The organism is Candidatus Hodarchaeum mangrovi (assembly GCF_975850365.1).
On record NZ_CDLCQJ010000021.1, the window covers coordinates 36,318 to 52,550 of the forward strand.

The 16,233-nt window shown below is 31.8% G+C and carries 15 protein-coding genes and 1 pseudogene; 8 read left to right on the plus strand and 8 right to left on the minus strand.

Translation table 11 applies throughout. The annotated features are described in order from the left end of the window. The first annotated feature begins 44 nt into the window (after positions 1–44). Together ACWVCY_RS03025 and ACWVCY_RS03030 are read left to right on the plus strand one after the other, a co-directional pair. Entirely contained in the window at positions 45–1,241 is a 1,197-nt protein-coding gene (locus tag ACWVCY_RS03025) for a pyridoxal phosphate-dependent aminotransferase (RefSeq protein ID WP_455140212.1), read from the plus strand. A gap of 9 nt (positions 1,242–1,250) precedes the next feature. Continuing rightward, positions 1,251–2,636, plus strand: a complete 1,386-nt coding sequence (locus ACWVCY_RS03030) for a tryptophanase (RefSeq protein ID WP_455140213.1) — start codon at positions 1,251–1,253, stop codon at positions 2,634–2,636. A gap of 83 nt (positions 2,637–2,719) precedes the next feature. Here ACWVCY_RS03030 and ACWVCY_RS03035 read toward each other — a convergent pair whose 3' ends face one another. Beyond that, entirely contained in the window at positions 2,720–2,932 is a 213-nt protein-coding gene (locus tag ACWVCY_RS03035; protein WP_455140214.1) for a hypothetical protein, read from the minus strand. A 1,071-nt stretch (positions 2,933–4,003) separates the two neighbouring features. Between ACWVCY_RS03035 and ACWVCY_RS03040 the strand changes: the two genes are divergently transcribed. Beyond that, positions 4,004–5,176, plus strand: a complete 1,173-nt coding sequence (locus ACWVCY_RS03040; RefSeq protein ID WP_455140215.1) for an amidohydrolase family protein — start codon at positions 4,004–4,006, stop codon at positions 5,174–5,176. Continuing rightward, complete coding sequence (locus tag ACWVCY_RS03045) at positions 5,157–5,873, plus strand: RibD family protein (RefSeq protein ID WP_455140216.1); 717 nt, start codon at positions 5,157–5,159, stop codon at positions 5,871–5,873. The genes ACWVCY_RS03040 and ACWVCY_RS03045 overlap by 20 nt, the downstream gene beginning before the upstream one ends. On the opposite strand, the gene ACWVCY_RS03050 is transcribed toward ACWVCY_RS03045, so the two are convergent. The 3 genes from ACWVCY_RS03050 to ACWVCY_RS03060 form a co-directional block, all read right to left on the minus strand. Beyond that, a complete protein-coding gene (locus tag ACWVCY_RS03050; protein ID WP_455140217.1) occupies positions 5,870–6,778 on the minus strand; it encodes a YIP1 family protein in 909 nt (302 codons plus the stop codon). The two genes, ACWVCY_RS03045 and ACWVCY_RS03050, sit on opposite strands and share 4 nt — an antisense overlap. 155 nt (positions 6,779–6,933) lie before the next feature. Then, on the minus strand, positions 6,934–7,251 hold the full coding sequence (locus tag ACWVCY_RS03055; protein WP_455140218.1) for a roadblock/LC7 domain-containing protein: 318 nt from the start codon (positions 7,249–7,251) through the stop codon (positions 6,934–6,936). A 13-nt stretch (positions 7,252–7,264) separates the two neighbouring features. Continuing rightward, complete coding sequence (locus tag ACWVCY_RS03060; RefSeq protein WP_455140219.1) at positions 7,265–7,612, minus strand: roadblock/LC7 domain-containing protein; 348 nt, start codon at positions 7,610–7,612, stop codon at positions 7,265–7,267. A 523-nt stretch (positions 7,613–8,135) separates the two neighbouring features. Here ACWVCY_RS03060 and ACWVCY_RS03065 point away from each other — a divergent pair. After that, positions 8,136–8,555: a helix-turn-helix domain-containing protein gene (locus ACWVCY_RS03065; RefSeq protein ID WP_455140220.1), complete on the plus strand. Its 420-nt coding sequence runs from the start codon at positions 8,136–8,138 to the stop codon at positions 8,553–8,555. Positions 8,556–8,581: 26 nt separating this feature from the next. Here ACWVCY_RS03065 and ACWVCY_RS03070 read toward each other — a convergent pair whose 3' ends face one another. The 3 genes from ACWVCY_RS03070 to ACWVCY_RS03080 all read right to left on the minus strand — a co-directional run bounded on the left by ACWVCY_RS03070 (position 8,582) and on the right by ACWVCY_RS03080 (position 11,800). Then, positions 8,582–9,127, minus strand: a complete 546-nt coding sequence (locus tag ACWVCY_RS03070) for a Rab family GTPase (RefSeq protein WP_455140221.1) — start codon at positions 9,125–9,127, stop codon at positions 8,582–8,584. 10 nt (positions 9,128–9,137) lie between these two features. Next, a complete protein-coding gene (locus ACWVCY_RS03075; protein ID WP_455140222.1) occupies positions 9,138–9,872 on the minus strand; it encodes a hypothetical protein in 735 nt (244 codons plus the stop codon). 239 nt (positions 9,873–10,111) lie between these two features. Then, positions 10,112–11,800: a hypothetical protein gene (locus ACWVCY_RS03080; protein ID WP_455140223.1), complete on the minus strand. Its 1,689-nt coding sequence runs from the start codon at positions 11,798–11,800 to the stop codon at positions 10,112–10,114. Between the two features lie 615 nt (positions 11,801–12,415). Between ACWVCY_RS03080 and ACWVCY_RS03085 the strand changes: the two genes are divergently transcribed. Beyond that, the gene (locus tag ACWVCY_RS03085) at positions 12,416–13,216 is read left to right on the plus strand and encodes a GTP cyclohydrolase, FolE2/MptA family (RefSeq protein ID WP_455140224.1); all 801 of its coding nucleotides are present in this window, start codon (positions 12,416–12,418) and stop codon (positions 13,214–13,216) included. A 23-nt stretch (positions 13,217–13,239) separates the two neighbouring features. Here the strand turns inward: ACWVCY_RS03085 and ACWVCY_RS03090 are convergent, their stop codons facing one another. Further along, entirely contained in the window at positions 13,240–14,598 is a 1,359-nt protein-coding gene (locus ACWVCY_RS03090; RefSeq protein ID WP_455140225.1) for a hypothetical protein, read from the minus strand. Between the two features lie 143 nt (positions 14,599–14,741). Here ACWVCY_RS03090 and ACWVCY_RS03095 point away from each other — a divergent pair, with 143 nt between their 5' ends. Continuing rightward, positions 14,742–15,041 (plus strand): MazG nucleotide pyrophosphohydrolase domain-containing protein, encoded by a 300-nt coding sequence (locus ACWVCY_RS03095; RefSeq protein ID WP_455140226.1) that lies wholly within the window; start codon positions 14,742–14,744, stop codon positions 15,039–15,041. 147 nt (positions 15,042–15,188) lie between these two features. Continuing rightward, positions 15,189–16,233: pseudogene (locus ACWVCY_RS03100) on the plus strand (hypothetical protein); the annotation flags it as partial.

The following is a 16,233-nucleotide window of genomic DNA, read 5'->3' on the forward strand; positions in this document are numbered from 1 at the left end:
AATCCACAACAATATAATCTCAACAGCAGGGATTTGCTTTTATCATGAAAAAAAAGGCCAATTCTTTAAAAACAGTCCAATATGCCAATAGAATTCACGATATACGACCTTCAGGATTAAGAAAATTGTTTGATTTAGAGTACGAATTATCAAAATCATCTGATCTCAAAATTTTATCTTTTGGGTTAGGTAATTTAAACATTCCAGTTATGCCAGAAATTATTGAACAACTCAAGAAGGAATTGAATGACCCAAAAAGTCATAGCTATACCTCAAATGCTGGTCTTCTTGAATTAAGAATGGCAATTGTTGAAAAATATCGTTCTCAATATCAAATCGATTATAATCCTGAACAAGTTTTAGTCACCTCAGGATGTCTAGAAGCTCTTTTTGACACGTTTCTTGCCCTTGTAAATCCCAATGATGAGATTTTGATTCCAGATCCTGCTTTTGGATATTATCGTAATCAAGTTCAAGCCTGTGGTGGAAAAGTTATTTCTCTCCCTCTAAATGAGCATTTTGAGCTTGATTGTGAAACATTAAATGAAGCTATTACGAGTAAAACAAAGATTTTACTACTTAATTTTCCATGCAATCCTACAGGAAGTGTAATGTCGAGACAGAAGATGAAGAATGTTATAGAAACTGCAAATGATGCAGGAGTTTTAATAATCGCTGATGATGCCTATGAAGGACTTACTTATGAAAATCATAGACATGTGTGTGCAGCAGAATTTGATCAAGAAAATGTTTTAATTCTTTCTTCATTTTCCAAAACTTATTGCATGACTGGTTTTCGTATTGGTTATGCTATTGGTTCTTTAAATTATATCAAACCTATTAGTCTAATCCATCAGTTAAATACAGCTTGTGCAAGCACACCAAGTCAAATTGCTGCAAAAATTGCTCTTCAATCCCCTCCTTCAATTAGAAATGCCATGCTTAAGGAACTCGCAAATAGAAGAATTGAAGTAATAAAAGCTTTCACCTCAATTGATGGTATTACTCTAAACTATAATCCTCTCGGGGCATTTTACATATATCCAGAAATTTCAGGAACTGGAATGACTGGGAATCAATTTTCTGAATATATTTTAAATCAAGCCAAAATTATTGTTGTACCTGGCAATGAATTCGGAGATATCACAACGAATAATATTAGAGTCTCTTTTGGGTACCTATCAGTTCCTGAGATTATAGAAGCAGGGTTTCGTCTTAAAAACTGTTTAGAAAACGTTTGAGGTTATTCTATGACTGATTTCTGTAAACGGTTACCACCCCCACCATTCAAAATTAAAGTAATTGAACCTATTAAAATGATAACAAGACAAGAACGAAAAATGATCCTAGAGAACGCTTCTTACAATATTTTTAATATTCCAGCTGAAAAGGTCTTTATTGATTTGTTAACAGATTCTGGGACCTCTGCAATGTCCGATTATCAATGGGCTGGCATTATGTTAGGAGATGAAGCATATGCTCAATGTAAAAATTTTTTCAACCTAGAAAAGATTGTCCAAGAGATTACAGGTTATAAATATGTTATACCCACACATCAAGGAAGAGCTGCAGAAAATCTAATTTGTTATGCCTTGGATTTAAATGAAACAAAAATGGTGATCTCAAACCAATTTTTTGATACAACACTTGCTAATATTGAAACATCAGGTGCTAAAACTCGCGAATTAGTAATTTCAGAAGCTTTTAACACATCTATTAATTTAGATTTTAAAGGAAATATGAATATTCAGCTTTTGGAGAATGTAATTCGAAAAAACAATAATGTTGCTATGATTTTATTGACTATAACAAACAATACTGGGGGAGGACAACCTGTTTCGATGCACAATATATCTGAAGTCTCAAAAATCGCTAAAAAACATAAAATTCCTTTTTTCTTTGATGCTGCCCGTTTTGCTGAAAATTCATATTTTATTAAATTACGTGAAAAGAACTACGAAAATTTTAAACCACGAGAAATTGCCAAAAAAATGTTTTCCTACGCAGACGGCTGTTTAATGAGTGCGAAAAAAGATGGTTTGGTTAATATTGGAGGATTTATCGGATTAAATAATGAGGAATTAGCTCGTAAAATCAAGGAACGTATGGTAGTTGTAGAAGGCTTTCCAACCTATGGAGGACTAGCGGGGCGAGATTTAGAAGCTCTAGCGAGAGGATTATTAGAAGTTCTAGAGGAAGATTATCTAAGCTACCGCTATCAGCAACTTCAATACTTAGGAAAAGGATTGGAACATAAAAATGTCCCCATATTAATACCAATTGGAGGTCATTCAGTTAATATCGATGTCCGTAAGTTTCTCCCTCATATCCCACAATCTGAATTTCCTGGATGGTCTCTAACCCTTGTACTTTATGAATTGTATGGTATTAGAGCTGTTGAAATAGGTTCAGTAATGTTTGCTCACAAACAAGAGGATGGAACATGGAGATTTCCTCCCCTAGATTTAGTTCGTCTAGCACTTCCACGTCGGGTCTATTCTCAGGAACACCTTAATTATATTATTGAGTCAATTGGAGAACTTTATGAAAATAGGGATAAGATAAAAGGAATTAAAATGATTTATGACCCTGGAATCCTCAGACATTTCACAGCAAAGTTTCAACCGACTATATAAGAAGAAAGGGAAAAAAGATTAATTTTCCCAAAGTATGTATTTTTCCACTTCCCCAAAAGATTAAGACAAGTATTTTTGGGTAGCTATGCAATCAATCTTCGGGAAATAAAATCAGATAATCTTTTATCTCGGGGTATTCTGGTGACAAAAGCGTCCATACCACATTCATTACACTTCATACGAAGAGTTCCATGATTAACAATTGTGGAGATTGTATGAGTATGACAGAATGGACACGAAAGTTCCATATCAGCCCGATGATGAAGATCAACATTCTCTTCAATTTCAATGGTCACTTTATTTAACCTCCTATATTTTTTTATATCTCGAAAACTTCCCAAAAAGGGCTTGTTTTCTGATACAGATTTTCTGTATCACACCGATTCTAAATCGGGGAATAATATGACAAGATACTAAAAATTAGTATCTCCTCATGCTGGATTTGTATCTTTCATCTATCTCTATAAAAATGTTGCGTTATGTAATGTAACAAATTAATTTATTACAATAAAATAAATCCCTTGAATTTCCTTATTAAAAATTTAAAAGTTTTAAAAAAGATAATATGATCTAATTCTGAATGAAAAGCCAAATAGATAAATTTACGGAATTCAAATATAGAATAATGTTATTATAAGGAATTAAAGCTAAGTTAATCCTTATTTAAATTGTTAAAATATAATAAAGCATATAAAATTATTTTTATCGACGATTTTATAAGAAAGAGATTATAAATTGGTTATTTCTGGTTAATTCCTCCCCAAGTTTTACCTAATTTATAATACTCATTATAAACAGTAATTTAAGGGAGTTTAATTCCATATTTATAGAATTTGTAACTGATCAATATATTAATTTTAATTTAAACCATAAAAATTCAATTTAAAAGAAAACTGTCTCCTTTTTTAACATACACTTTTGTAAGAATCAATTTAATTTGTTTTTAGTTAAAGCATACTTTAGTAAATTATTACACATTTTATAATCTAGATGTAATCATAAATTCTTTTCTATCCATCTTGAATACCAAAAGGCATCGTAACACTTTTTTCTGTAAAATATATTGATTAAGGTAAATTAAAATTTACTTATTCAGAAAATTTTAAGCTATTTTAAATATAATAATATAATATTGAATGAAATTTTAATTACTCCTTGAATTTGTTAAATTTTGCTAGCTATCCGTATTAATTCTCTTAATTAATCCCTTAAACTCTAGATTTAATTACAAGTTTAATTGAATTTTATACTAAGAATTAATTTGTAAAAAGAAATGCATTTGAAAAGTTAAAAAAAATTAATAATTTAAGAAAATATAAAGGGAAAATCAAGAAAATATTTATATAAGATTCGGAAGTATTTCTATTTTGGTATTCCTTCGAAAATTATTTTTTAAATACGGATTAATTGGACCAGATTTAGATTTAGAAGAAAATGTCCTTATATCAATCGATCAAGAAGGAAAAATTAAAGAAATTAATACTAAGGTTCATTTAGCTATCACAGATAATATCCCTTATTACAATTCTCATTTATTAGTTCCAAAATTTATTAATACTCATACTCATGTAGGAGATGCTATTTTAAAGGATTTAGCATATAATAAAACTCTTGATGAAGCAGTAGGGGAGAATGGATTAAAATTTGACATATTAAACATTCCTAAATTAGATCGTGTAAGAGCTATGAGATTCGCATTACTCGAGATGATCGATTGTGGAATTTCTACTTGTTTTGATTTCAGAGAAAATGGATTACAAGGAATACTTGAATTATTAGAAGCTTCAAGGGATCTACCTATTAATGTTCACATTTTAGGTCGTCCTCAAAATTCTAACAAGCTTGAAGAATTAGTTCCTTATATCAAGGGATTAGGATTATCCACTCCTATTTATTATAACAAAGAAGAAATTCAATCATTTAAATTATTTGTTGACAATAAGAATCTATGGCTTGGAACTCATATAGCAGAGAACAACGATGTAGTACTGAATGCAATTAATAAATTCGGAATCTCGGATCTTCAGCTAGCGTTAAAATATCTTAAACCGAATTTTCTTGTTCATCTTACTTCTTTAAATCATGAGGAATTGCATTCCATCCCTCCTGATATTTTTCTTATATTCTGTCCCCGTTCGAATGCCTATTTCAGCCTTGGTTTTCCCCCTGTTGGCTATTTTCTCTCGAATTCAGAATATAAAATAGGATTAGGAACTGATAATGTAATGGTAACACCTCCAAATATATTAGAAGAGTTACGGTGGACACTTTATAGGTTAAAGGAAGATAATATTCATCCTTCTCCATCTCAGGCATTAAAAATGATAACTACTAATCCCTCTAGTTTTTTCTCATTGAATACAGGAATAATTCAGGTAGGAGCTTGGGCAGATTTATTAGCGGTAAATCTTCAAAATCCAAGAACAGAATATGCTAGGGATCCTAGTTATTCTCTCCTTTTTCACAGTAATATACCTCAAGATATTGACTTAGATCTATTCCATGGAGAAGTTATTGTACATGAAAAACTCAAAATGTAGAATTAATCGACCATATGTTATTCTCTCGGCAGCAATGAGTTTGAACGGTTATATTAGCTCGCTAGATGGAGATTCAGAGCTATCAAATAACCAAGATTGGCAACGAGTTCATAATTTACGTATGAATTCAGATGCAATCATGGTAGGGAGTGAAACAATAAAAAAAGATGATTCAAAGCTTACCGTTAAAGAGGAATATGTAAAAAAATCAGTTTTACGTCATCCAATCAGAATTGTGGTTAGTTCAAGAGGAGATATTCCTCTTAATTCACGCATAATTACTTTTCGACCTGAAATAAAGACAATTATTGGCACAACATCATTATGTTTAAAACAGAAACAACAAGAATTAGAAAATTTAGGATGTACGGTCATTTTTTGTGGAGATGGCCCTTTGGTTGATCTTGAAATGTTGTTAAAAGTATTAAAAAAGGATTTTAAGATTAATGTGTTGATGCTTGAGGGAGGTGGAACCTTGAACGTCCAAATGCTCAAATTACAGTTTATAGATGAGATTCAGCTTGCAATAGCACCAGTAATTTGTGGATCAGGAACGAATCTATTCAATGATAAGGATCTATTTCGTAATTTTAAAGATTCTCCTCTTTTCTGTTTTAAGGAAGTTAACAGCTTAGGAGATATGATTTTTACTCGTATCGTTCTTCAATATTCTCCAAGAATCTATTCCAATGTTTAGATAAAGAAACCACTAAGTAATATAGGTACCATAAAGGAAATTATAGTATAAATGATTATGATTACCATTGAATTTGATCCCAGAGAATCTAATTGCCTTATACTAAGGTAAATTAAGAGGATTCCATATAAAAAGATAATCAAATTCAAAATAGAAAGAAATAATTGAAATATTTCGGAAGAGGGAGTAGCTAATAAATTTTGTAATTCAGATTGACTCGCGATAGTAGCAGTTTTCGGAGATATAAAAATTAAGTTGTGTAATATATTGATTAGTTCTTCAAAGATTCCAGGAAGAGAAGCCCATCCAATAACTGTTAAATTGACACGATAACTCCTCAATTCGGGTGAAACTTGTGTTGCAAAAAGCGAGTGTAATATCCAAAGTATTAAAGCGTTTATTACCCAATTTACGATTAATCCTAATGGAACAAATAAAGCAGATATATATATTGAAATTTGAATGATCGAAGTCAATTCAGCGTCACTAATTTGGCCTCTAGGTAATCCTAAACTGTTAATATAATCCTCAGTAAAAGTTAAGGAAAGTTTGGAGAAAAAAATTAGTAGTCCAATTCCCGATAATATTCCCACAATTAAAATCATTATCAATGGTTGTTTTACATTAGGTCGTTGGATGATACGTGCCATTTCTTCTTTAGGCGAAAAAAGTACTCCACGAAAGTGAGTAAAAAAAGGTAACGGTGGTTCAAACCTCTGGGATTGAATCCGATATCCTGGTTGGTATTGCAAAGGAGGACTTGGTTTTTGCATAATAAAAGGTTTGGTTAGATTACTAGTAACAGCTTGTCCGCAATTCCCACAAAAAGTGGCATTTTCTATTAATTTTGATCCACAATTCCCACAAAATTGTGGTTTTTCTGGATCAGTTATTCCTGAATTCATTAAGATCAACTTAAGAGTAATTTAATTTTAGTTTTCTGCAATATAAAGAATTATGATTAGCTATAAAAGAATTATTTCCTAAATTAGAATCAGAAAAAAAACTCAAATGGATGGCAATCAAAAGAATAATTCATTGATCTGATTTTAATAATTGATTAAGCTAATCTTTCTTTTAAAACAACTATTGTAAACCCAGCTGTTTCATCAGGAGTGATAATAATCTCTGATCGTGGCATTTCTACATAAACACTTTGTAATTTTCCATGATCCAAGGCATCTGAAACACTTCGAACCTTTTTTATTAGTGCAGCGACATGTGCACTAACCCTTTCAGCATCTGACTGTGGTAGATTACTTTGGAGTGGTAAACCATCTTCATCGCAGACTAAAATTCCTTTTACTCCCCTTCTTGCTGCTAGTCTTTTAATTGTATTTTGTAGAACTGAGGGAATAACATACTCATCTTCAACCAAGTAAAATCACCAACTACCTATCTGAAGAGAGAGTCATAGTACTGCTCTCTCGCTTAACTAATGCAACAATAATAATTTCGGAATCATAATCAGGTATAATCTCAACATCTCCAACTTCTAATTCAAGTCTTATTGATCTAGCGATTTCACGTGAGATTTCTTGTGATATTGCTCTAACTTTTCCTACTAATGAAGCTACATGAGCTGCTACACGCTCAGTATCTTCAGAAGGAAGACTTGATTGAAGAGGTAAACCGTCAGTATCTGTTAGCACTGCTCCATAAACACCTTTATGCTTTCCTACCGATTCTATAACCTTTTCTAACGCTTGATGGGATAGATATCCTGCTCCTTGGGACATTGTATTTTCGACTCTTTTTCCTGAATTTTTGTTTGTTTTAATACTTTAAAATATCGTTTAAACTATATTCAATTATTAATGGGGCTCTAAACGCAACCTACTTAAGTTATCTTGGGTTTTCGTCTATAAATGACTTTCTAATACGATTTTTTAAAAGATTCCTATCTTTTAATATATATAAGTCTTTTCAATCTTATTTAATAAATGAAACTTTGAAATAATAGCTTATTTTAATAAATAAATGAGTTTTTATAAGAATTCTTTAAGCGAATAACAAGTATAAAGACCTAGTTACTAATCAATAGCCTTTATAGGAGATATTAAAGGTTGATATCTTTTAGTGGAAACAATAGAACTTGAATTCATGACAAAATATCAATATTGCTAAGACTGTATTAATAAATGCTTTTCTTCAACAAAGTTTTATTAGATTATCGAAAATCTTCTCTAGTTCCACATTGAGAAACCTTATATTCATTATCCTATTAGGTCTGGTTAGTAGTGTAAAAAGGAGCCATTGGAAGTGGGCTCAGAAAAAGAAAGAAACCAACTTTCATCAACTGATAAAATTGATTTGATTTTAGAAACAGTCATTTCTCTTAAAAAAGATGTAGATATGCTTGATAGTCGGATCTCAAGAATTGAAAACAATTTTAATCTTCCTAAACTGGATAGTAATGAAGAAGAATCCAAAAGATCTGCTAATGTAATATTTCGTAGCTTTGAGGAGTTGGACGATCATCTTAAGAGAACATATCAAGTTATTGCTGATGAAAATAAACCTATGACCGCCTCAGAAGTAGCAGAAAGAATGGGGCGTAGTCGAAGTACAACTAGCTATCATCTGAACCAATTAGAAAAGCTTAACTTTTTGGAGAAAGTACCAGCACCTGAAGGAAAAGCACGTCACGTTTTTTTCCAAGCAAAATTTGAAGATATATAATGTAAAAGAAAAAATTGGGAAGGGCTTTATTTTTTAGTATACTCCAAAATTTGCTTTCCAAGTTCGTTGAATGCTTCTTCAACGCCAGTTCCAGACTTTGCACTTGTTTCTAGGAATTTTATTCCTAGTTTAGTTGCAAGAGATTTACCTTCTTCAGTAGAGACAGCTTCTGCTCCTTCCTCACGAAGGTCAATTTTATTAGCAAGCAAAACCACTGGTACCTTTTGATCACGTCCCGAATGGGACCACATGTCATTTAACCATTTTTCAACATTTTGAAAGGTAAGTCTGCGAGTGACATCATAAACTAACACTCCACCAAATATTTTAGTGTAGTAAGCTTTAACAACATCTTTGAAGACGGGTTGACCAGCTAAATCCCATATTTGCCAACGAATGTGGGTATTTTTAATTTCAGTATCATAAAGCGCAAAGTCAGCACCCATAGTACTCATATAATCTGTACTGAATCCTTCACCTAAGTACCTTTTACGGAGGGAAGTTTTACCAACTGCACCATCTCCAATTAAAACAATTTTCCATAATCGTCGATCTTCACTCATTTTCTTCACCAATTTAAATTTATTTAGGTAATTTTAGAGAAATTAATGTGTCTTTTACCCAATTTGTAAAAGTAACAGTTTTATTTAGGATTTTATCCACTTGAATCTTATAATCATTTGCTGCAGCTTCAGTTGGAATAATTAAGAAAGCATCTTTGTTTTCAATCGGTTGCAATCGAACCATTGGTTTTTCTAATTTTGAAGCGTCATCTGCGGCTGCTAATTCTAATTCTAAAAGAAATAGGAATTCCTGTGCTTTAATGTCATTAAAACCATATTTAACCATATTGTCATTCGGTTTTAGGTCAAGGAGAATTCGACTCCATTCAGATATCCAATATTCATCTGTGAACCAATGTTCTAAATACTCTCCTGTACGAGCTCTAATTTCACTTAGTACGACCATATATCGAATCATACCCTCACGAACCCGTTTCATGAGCTTTAACCCAGGAACATCATATAATTCATTGAATTTTGCTCTTTCTTCGCTCAAAATGACCATTATTTTTACAATTTCCTCAAGTTCTTTATCAGTGGCTATGGGAACATATTTTGAGACTTTTTCAAGCCATTTAATAGTGGAATTCACCTCTTCTGAAGATGCCTCTTTACCCCTGATAAGGGCTAGTGTCCGTTGAACTAACCCTTTATTCCTTATTAATTCCATTCTATCTTTCTTAGGATCCATTCTACGACGTTGTAACATTTCTTCAACTTTTATTGTTGCATACATATCATGTTGGCGTTCCAAATTAATTCACTCCAGTAAATACAAGTTATAAAACATAATCCGAGAATTTTCTGATAATTTTATCTAAATCAGTATATTTAAATTACTTATTCATTTTAAAACAAATAAACATATATATTATTTGATATCGACGTAATGTGTTCTACAAATTTCGGTTCTTATGTTTTTTGTGCAAAAAAAGAGAATTCTTCTAATCATGAATATAAAATTGAAATTCTGAACTAACCACAATTCTCATATCACTCGGGAGAAATTAATCTTACATATCCTAATTTTCTTAATTCTTCTAAGCATTGGAGTTCAATTATCTCATCTCTCTTGGTTATTTTAGCAGCAGTTTCAGGAGAAAGTACATTAGATGTAAAAAGAGCTCTTGCTGTCGGTTTTAATTTTTCAGGGAGAGATAGAATTGCCAAAGCGTCATATGCCTGTATTTGAACGTACTCAGGTGGTCTAGTGCAGGAACAAAGTAGATTTCCAGTTTTTGCTTCTATTTGATTTTTAAATTTATGTGGATTTAGACCTAATTCAAGAAGAAAATTGTGGCGTGCATTATGTGTAGAAGTAAATTCTAGCATTAATAAGAACCTTATATCTTCATTCTCCAAAGAATTTTTTGCAAATTCTTTGAAAAGCTCTTCAGGATCGCCATGAAGGAGATCTTTTTGAGTTCCATAGCTTAATATTTTAGTCCGAAGGTTTTCAGAAACAGTATGGATATCAAAAATATAAAACTCAAATATCTGTTCAACAAGTTCGCGTGCTTTTGAAAATCCTCCTATTCTCCCTGTTTTTGAAAAATCAATTATAGAATCCTTAAATTCTTTTTCAAACTTCTGAATACAATCAGAAAGGAGTGTCACCAACTGGTCATTTTCAATCGGAGTATAAAGGATTCCTAATACCATTTTACCTTTCCTTAAATAGATTTTTACATTTCCATTATCAATGAAATGGAGATCTCCTCGTCTTCCTGCTGTTTCAGATACCATTTGGGCGATACTCATCATAGCAGCTGTGATTAAGGCTGGATTCTTCATTTCATCTTCAGCCTTTCCAAAAAAGTAATAATACATTGTAGCTCCTGAAACAGTATCAGTGAAGAATAATGCAATTGGGCTTTCCTCACCGTCTCGTTTTATGTCTGGTTGTACTCTACTTGAGGCTGTAAATTCTTGAAATAAATCATTTATTTCTTTAAATATCTCATTCACTGTTGAATCAGGATTTTCAATCTGAAAAATACCTTCATTACTAAAATTATTCAATTCTTCTAACCAAGGTATTAAATACCAAATTGGTTGCCTAATTTTTTTCTCTAAGTCTTCTCTAAACCGATCAAGTTTTGTTAGTAGTAGAGGGGGTTTTATTTTATTAAATAAAAGTAGAGTTGGTTTAGTGAGAAAATTAAAGAAATTTTGGATTGCAGAACGGGTTAAGCTAACCTCAGGATACTTTTCAGTAGTCATAATCCAGATCATGTCGCTTTCGAGGATGGCATTCATACTGATTGAATTTTCCTCAATACTTACAGGTAATAGAAAGATTAAAAGATCTATTGTATTTCGGAAAAAAAGAGCATTTTTTCGATACTCTAATCTTTTCTTTTGATCTGGTAAAGTAATAAGGCATCCAGAAGATGGAAGAATCCTCAAAAATGATCCCTGATCTTGATCTTCAAATATCGATAGGGCTTCATTAACTAAAATATCATCAGAAATCTCACTTAAAAAATCTGTGCTTGTAAAGGAAGATTTGCCATATTTATTTAATGAATATCTGAGCGTTTCGGGATCTAGGAAATCTACTATAAGAACCCTCATTCCTGGATTTATTTTGACATATGATAGGAAAACATTCAATGCAATAGTTTTTTTTCCGCAGCTAGAAGTACGAGAATAGATACTGATGACCTTTGGTAATGACAAAGCTTTTCACCCAATTATTTTTTATTGTACAATTTAATGAGGATTAGATGTACACTCAATTTATAGTTTTATACTAAATCATTGTAATATTTATAAAAATCTTCTCCTGTTTTACGTCCCAATTTTCCTATTTATACCATTTTCCCTAATAAGAGAGATTTGTGAAATTTAAGTCTAAATTCATTTGTTACATATTCGAAAATATTTAATGCTGTATCTAAGCTATTTAAATCTCCTAATGGTAGACAAGTAATCATCCTTAAGGCGAATCAGTCGATTTTTGATCTATTTGAGTTTTTTTGGAAATTAAAGGATTGTTAAAATAGAAATTGATAATTTTTACCTAGTATTTCATGTTCTTCTGAATATCATCATTCCCCTCTGAAAAATGATATTAACAAAGAAATTTGATATGGAATATATAAAATCTATTAATCTGGCAAAAAACTTCCTGATTAAGTAAATAAAACTGTATTGATAGTAAAAATTAAAAAAATTCTATAAAGTCTGTTCTAAACATTATAAACGGAGTATAGAGAATTTATATCCATTATATTTAGTGCATTAAAATCCTTATTCTTCATTTGTTTAATATGCAGGATGATGTGTGGTAATATGTCCCAAGAGCTGCAAAATCAAACTCCAAATATTAAAATTTCATTAGATGAAGTTGGTGTGACTGATTTTAAAACCCAAATCTCAATTACCCGGGGTTCAAGAATTTATCGGTATACCGTTACAGTAAGCGTGGTTATTAACCTACCTTCAAATCAAAAAGGTGCTCATTTATCACGCTTTGTTGAGACAATATCTGAAGTCTTAAGTAGTGAGATAGAAACGCACTATTCTCTTGAAGAAATGTCTATTCATGTTTTAAAAACACTTAATGATCGACATGAGTTTATTAAAGCCTCGATAAGTCTAGATTTTCTGTTTTTCACATCAAGAGTAACTCCAGTTACTAAAAAGCCGTCAAAAGAATATTATAAAGGAAAATTAATAACTTGGTGGGATAATAAAGAGATTGAACATGAATTATCTCTCGGAACCTTTGGTAATACCGTTTGTCCTCATGCTCTCTCCCGAAATTCATCTCAAAGGACTCACATACAACGAGCGTATGCTGAAATTACTTTGAGAGGAAAAACTAAAGATATTCCTGATATGGAGGATTTAAGTAAGATCATTGATCAAAGTTTTTCTTCACCAACCTTTTCATTATTAAAATCTGAAGATGAACAATGGGTAGTAGAAAGAATGCACAAAAATCCATTATTTGTTGAGGATGTGACTCGTAATCTATTAGAACTAGCCTCAAAACATTATTTAGAGAAAAATCTGAAGATAAAAGCACAAACCATTTCTCAAGAATCTATCCACAAACATAATGTAGTATCACGTGGATCGATTCCTTAAAGTTTTTAGGTATTAATATTTCTTTAATTTTCATCTTTACCTCTTTCTCGGCCAACAAGATCACGAAATTTCTTAGCTGCTGCAAAAATTCCTATTCCACCAACAGAGAAGGCCTTTTTTCCCACAGTAAGTGCTAAATCCTTTTTCCCAACCTCTCCTCTTTTAATTTTATCTATATAATCTATAAGGTCTTCGTATGGAGGTAAAAAGTCAAATCTAATAATATCTGTTTCCCAATAACCCTTTCCTCTTTGCATCGTGTAAAAAAGCATTACAATGAGAAGGATTAATACCATAAAAGCCATTGTAATATCATGATACACTTCTGAAAGAGGTAGAGCTCCAAAAAGTAGTTCATACGCAGAAGCTAATCCACTTAAAACTTGAAGTTGGATGAGATGAAAGCCTAAATAAAGCCCTAAATATATTAAAACAATCCCCTCTCCTCCGACAAAACCAATAAATCTTCCTATACGAAAAGGATCCTCTTTTATTTTCCTTTTAGTGCCGGTTGTTTGGACGATTCCTTTTAATTTAACCCGACGAGAAATATTTTGTGCAGTATAAAGAAGAGAAAAAAGAACAAAAATATAATCAAAACTAGAAACTACACTTTCTGTTCCACTCACTGAAGAAAGGAATATCAGTAATTGATTTGGGAGACTAATTATAAAGAATAAACCTAAGATAGTATTAAAAACATCATCAGAATAGATATATCCATTGACCACAATAATTATGAGTATTGCAACTCCGGCTCCTATAAACCCTAAAACTAAATAACTGAATCTTAATTCAGTAAATCCAATGTAAATCATTATCAAATTCCAAAACAAAGATAATATTGCAATTAATGACATCAATCCCGAAAAAATTGATTTTCTTTCAGAGATAGGTTTTCCTAGAAATAAGATACTACCTGTAAGTTTATTTGACATCATCCCCTTCGTAAAGGCAAAGGTAGCTAATGGTGCTAAAAACGCCCAACTAAGGAAAGCGAACAAAGGAAATGCTTGGGTTAATAATTCAGATACGAATTGAAAAGTATTATTATCTTGTGAAAGATAATATAAGATTTGAACAATTAAAACGGTTATCAAAAGAATTAAAAATCTTAGTATTAGATTTAGCTTTTTAGAAAGCAATCCTGATATAATGAAGCCAATTGCAATACTAATTTGCAATAAAAACACAAAATCAACTGTAAGTAAACTGATAAATGGTATATCTTGTCCTTCGAAAACAACCACTCCAGTTGTAATGATTGAAGTTATAAACAAAATTAAAGAAAAGAGAATAAATCTTCTAGAAATAAGAATCCTTACCCCTGAAAATAAAGTTGATTTTAAATAGTCCCAAAATGCTTTTTCAATATAACTCAACTCAAAAACCTCTTAAGAATTTGATCAATACAGCATTATGGTACAACCTAATAATTTAGTTTAAAATCTCTTCGATCTCATCAGAAGCTATCGATTTTAGTTAAATTAACACAGTATAAAATGAATTAACAAAGGTGATTTTGATGGAATTACAGAGTCTAGCAAAGCAAGTTGACGATTATATTATTTCACATGGTGGATATTGGGATCTTCCTTGGCTTCTTGCAGCCATTACTGAAGAACTAGGTGAACTTGCAAGAGCTCTACAGGAGTATTTGAATGTCCGTAAGATTGATAAAAAGCGGCAGCTAGAATTCCCTTTACAACTTGTTAAAAATGAATGTGGGGATCTCTTGTTTTCATTATTTTGTTTGACCAATTTCCTCGAAATTGATTTGGGAAAAGCACTATTAGAAACATTAGACAAGTACTCCTCACGTTAAAAGACACTTTATATCCAATTATCCTAAATAAAGATTAAATCAAGGAGTTTGAAGATTTAGCATATTTTTACGATGCCTCGAGGCCTACTTATATAATAGTCTAAGCTTCCATTTAATTCCAGATAAATAAAAATCTAGATGGTTAAAATGGTAAGTGCAGTTAAATTAATTGCTGGAATTTTTATTTTTTTGATAGGATTTCCAATATTCATCGGAGGTTCGGCAATCCTGCTAGTTGTTCCGGTATTTACCGATAATCAAGGGTATTTTATGACTAGAAACATGCGGATTAGCGAAACTGGAGTTCAGGCAATAAGACTAGATATTCCTTTAGATACGGTGAATATTGGAGTACGAATTGACCCCTCAAAATTCGTTACACTGAAGATGAATGCTTTCGATTCACTAGGAGATTCTGTTTTTGTGGGACTTTGTACTATGTCTAATGCAGAACAATTCCTTTCTACCAGTATCTCTTATTTGTATATCACAAATTTTGAATATTTTGACAATTGGGATCTTGGTGGTGAACCGTCCTATACTATTGAATATAGCAAAAGACCAAATGGTACAAATTGGCAGTTACCAAATGTGAGTTTTATATCGTGGCTTACAGGTGGAACTCTAGGAACTGAATTTATATGGAAACCTACTTATGAGGATGTAACCAGCGGATCTATATCCCTAATTGCCATGAACGCGGATTTTGGTGCCTCTAACTCCATTGATATTACTTTCAGTGTAGGTGCTAGAGTCCCAATTATCAATGCAATTGGATGGATACTTGTTGTATTTGGTGGTTTATTCGGTTTACTCGGTATTATATTAATTTGGAGTGGTATTAGAACAAAAAGAAGACATGAAAGGATACGATATTATCAAGGTGCCCCTACAAATATCGTTGAAGCTAAACCACGAGCTCAAACGGAATTTATGTTGCAATGTACAAACTGTGGTTCATTAAATGAACGAGATAGTGCTTTTTGTTCTCAATGTGGAGAGATATTACTCTCAGAGGATCAAAAAACAGTTAAAGAAGCGGTAAAGGACAAAGAAGCCATTACAGTCTACAAAGAACCTGTTGGTAATCGTCTCATCATTGCTGATTTTGGATCACGTTTTTGGGCTTTTTTAATTGACTGGGTAATTATCAGTTTAATAACTTCCACCTTAAGTTCGATACTATTCTTTG

Bases quoted from the DNA above. Each gene is read 5' to 3' on its own strand.
- ACWVCY_RS03060 (WP_455140219.1), bottom strand. From the start codon at position 7,612: ATGTCCCAAGGAGCAGGATATCTATCCCATCAAGCGTTAGAAAAGGTT.
- ACWVCY_RS03025 (WP_455140212.1), top strand. From the start codon at position 45: ATGAAAAAAAAGGCCAATTCTTTAAAAACAGTCCAATATGCCAATAGA.
- ACWVCY_RS03085 (WP_455140224.1), top strand. From the start codon at position 12,416: ATGTCCCAAGAGCTGCAAAATCAAACTCCAAATATTAAAATTTCATTA.
- ACWVCY_RS03050 (WP_455140217.1), bottom strand. From the start codon at position 6,778: ATGAATTCAGGAATAACTGATCCAGAAAAACCACAATTTTGTGGGAAT.
- ACWVCY_RS03095 (WP_455140226.1), top strand. From the start codon at position 14,742: ATGGAATTACAGAGTCTAGCAAAGCAAGTTGACGATTATATTATTTCA.
- ACWVCY_RS03030 (WP_455140213.1), top strand. From the start codon at position 1,251: ATGACTGATTTCTGTAAACGGTTACCACCCCCACCATTCAAAATTAAA.
- ACWVCY_RS03045 (WP_455140216.1), top strand. From the start codon at position 5,157: ATGAAAAACTCAAAATGTAGAATTAATCGACCATATGTTATTCTCTCG.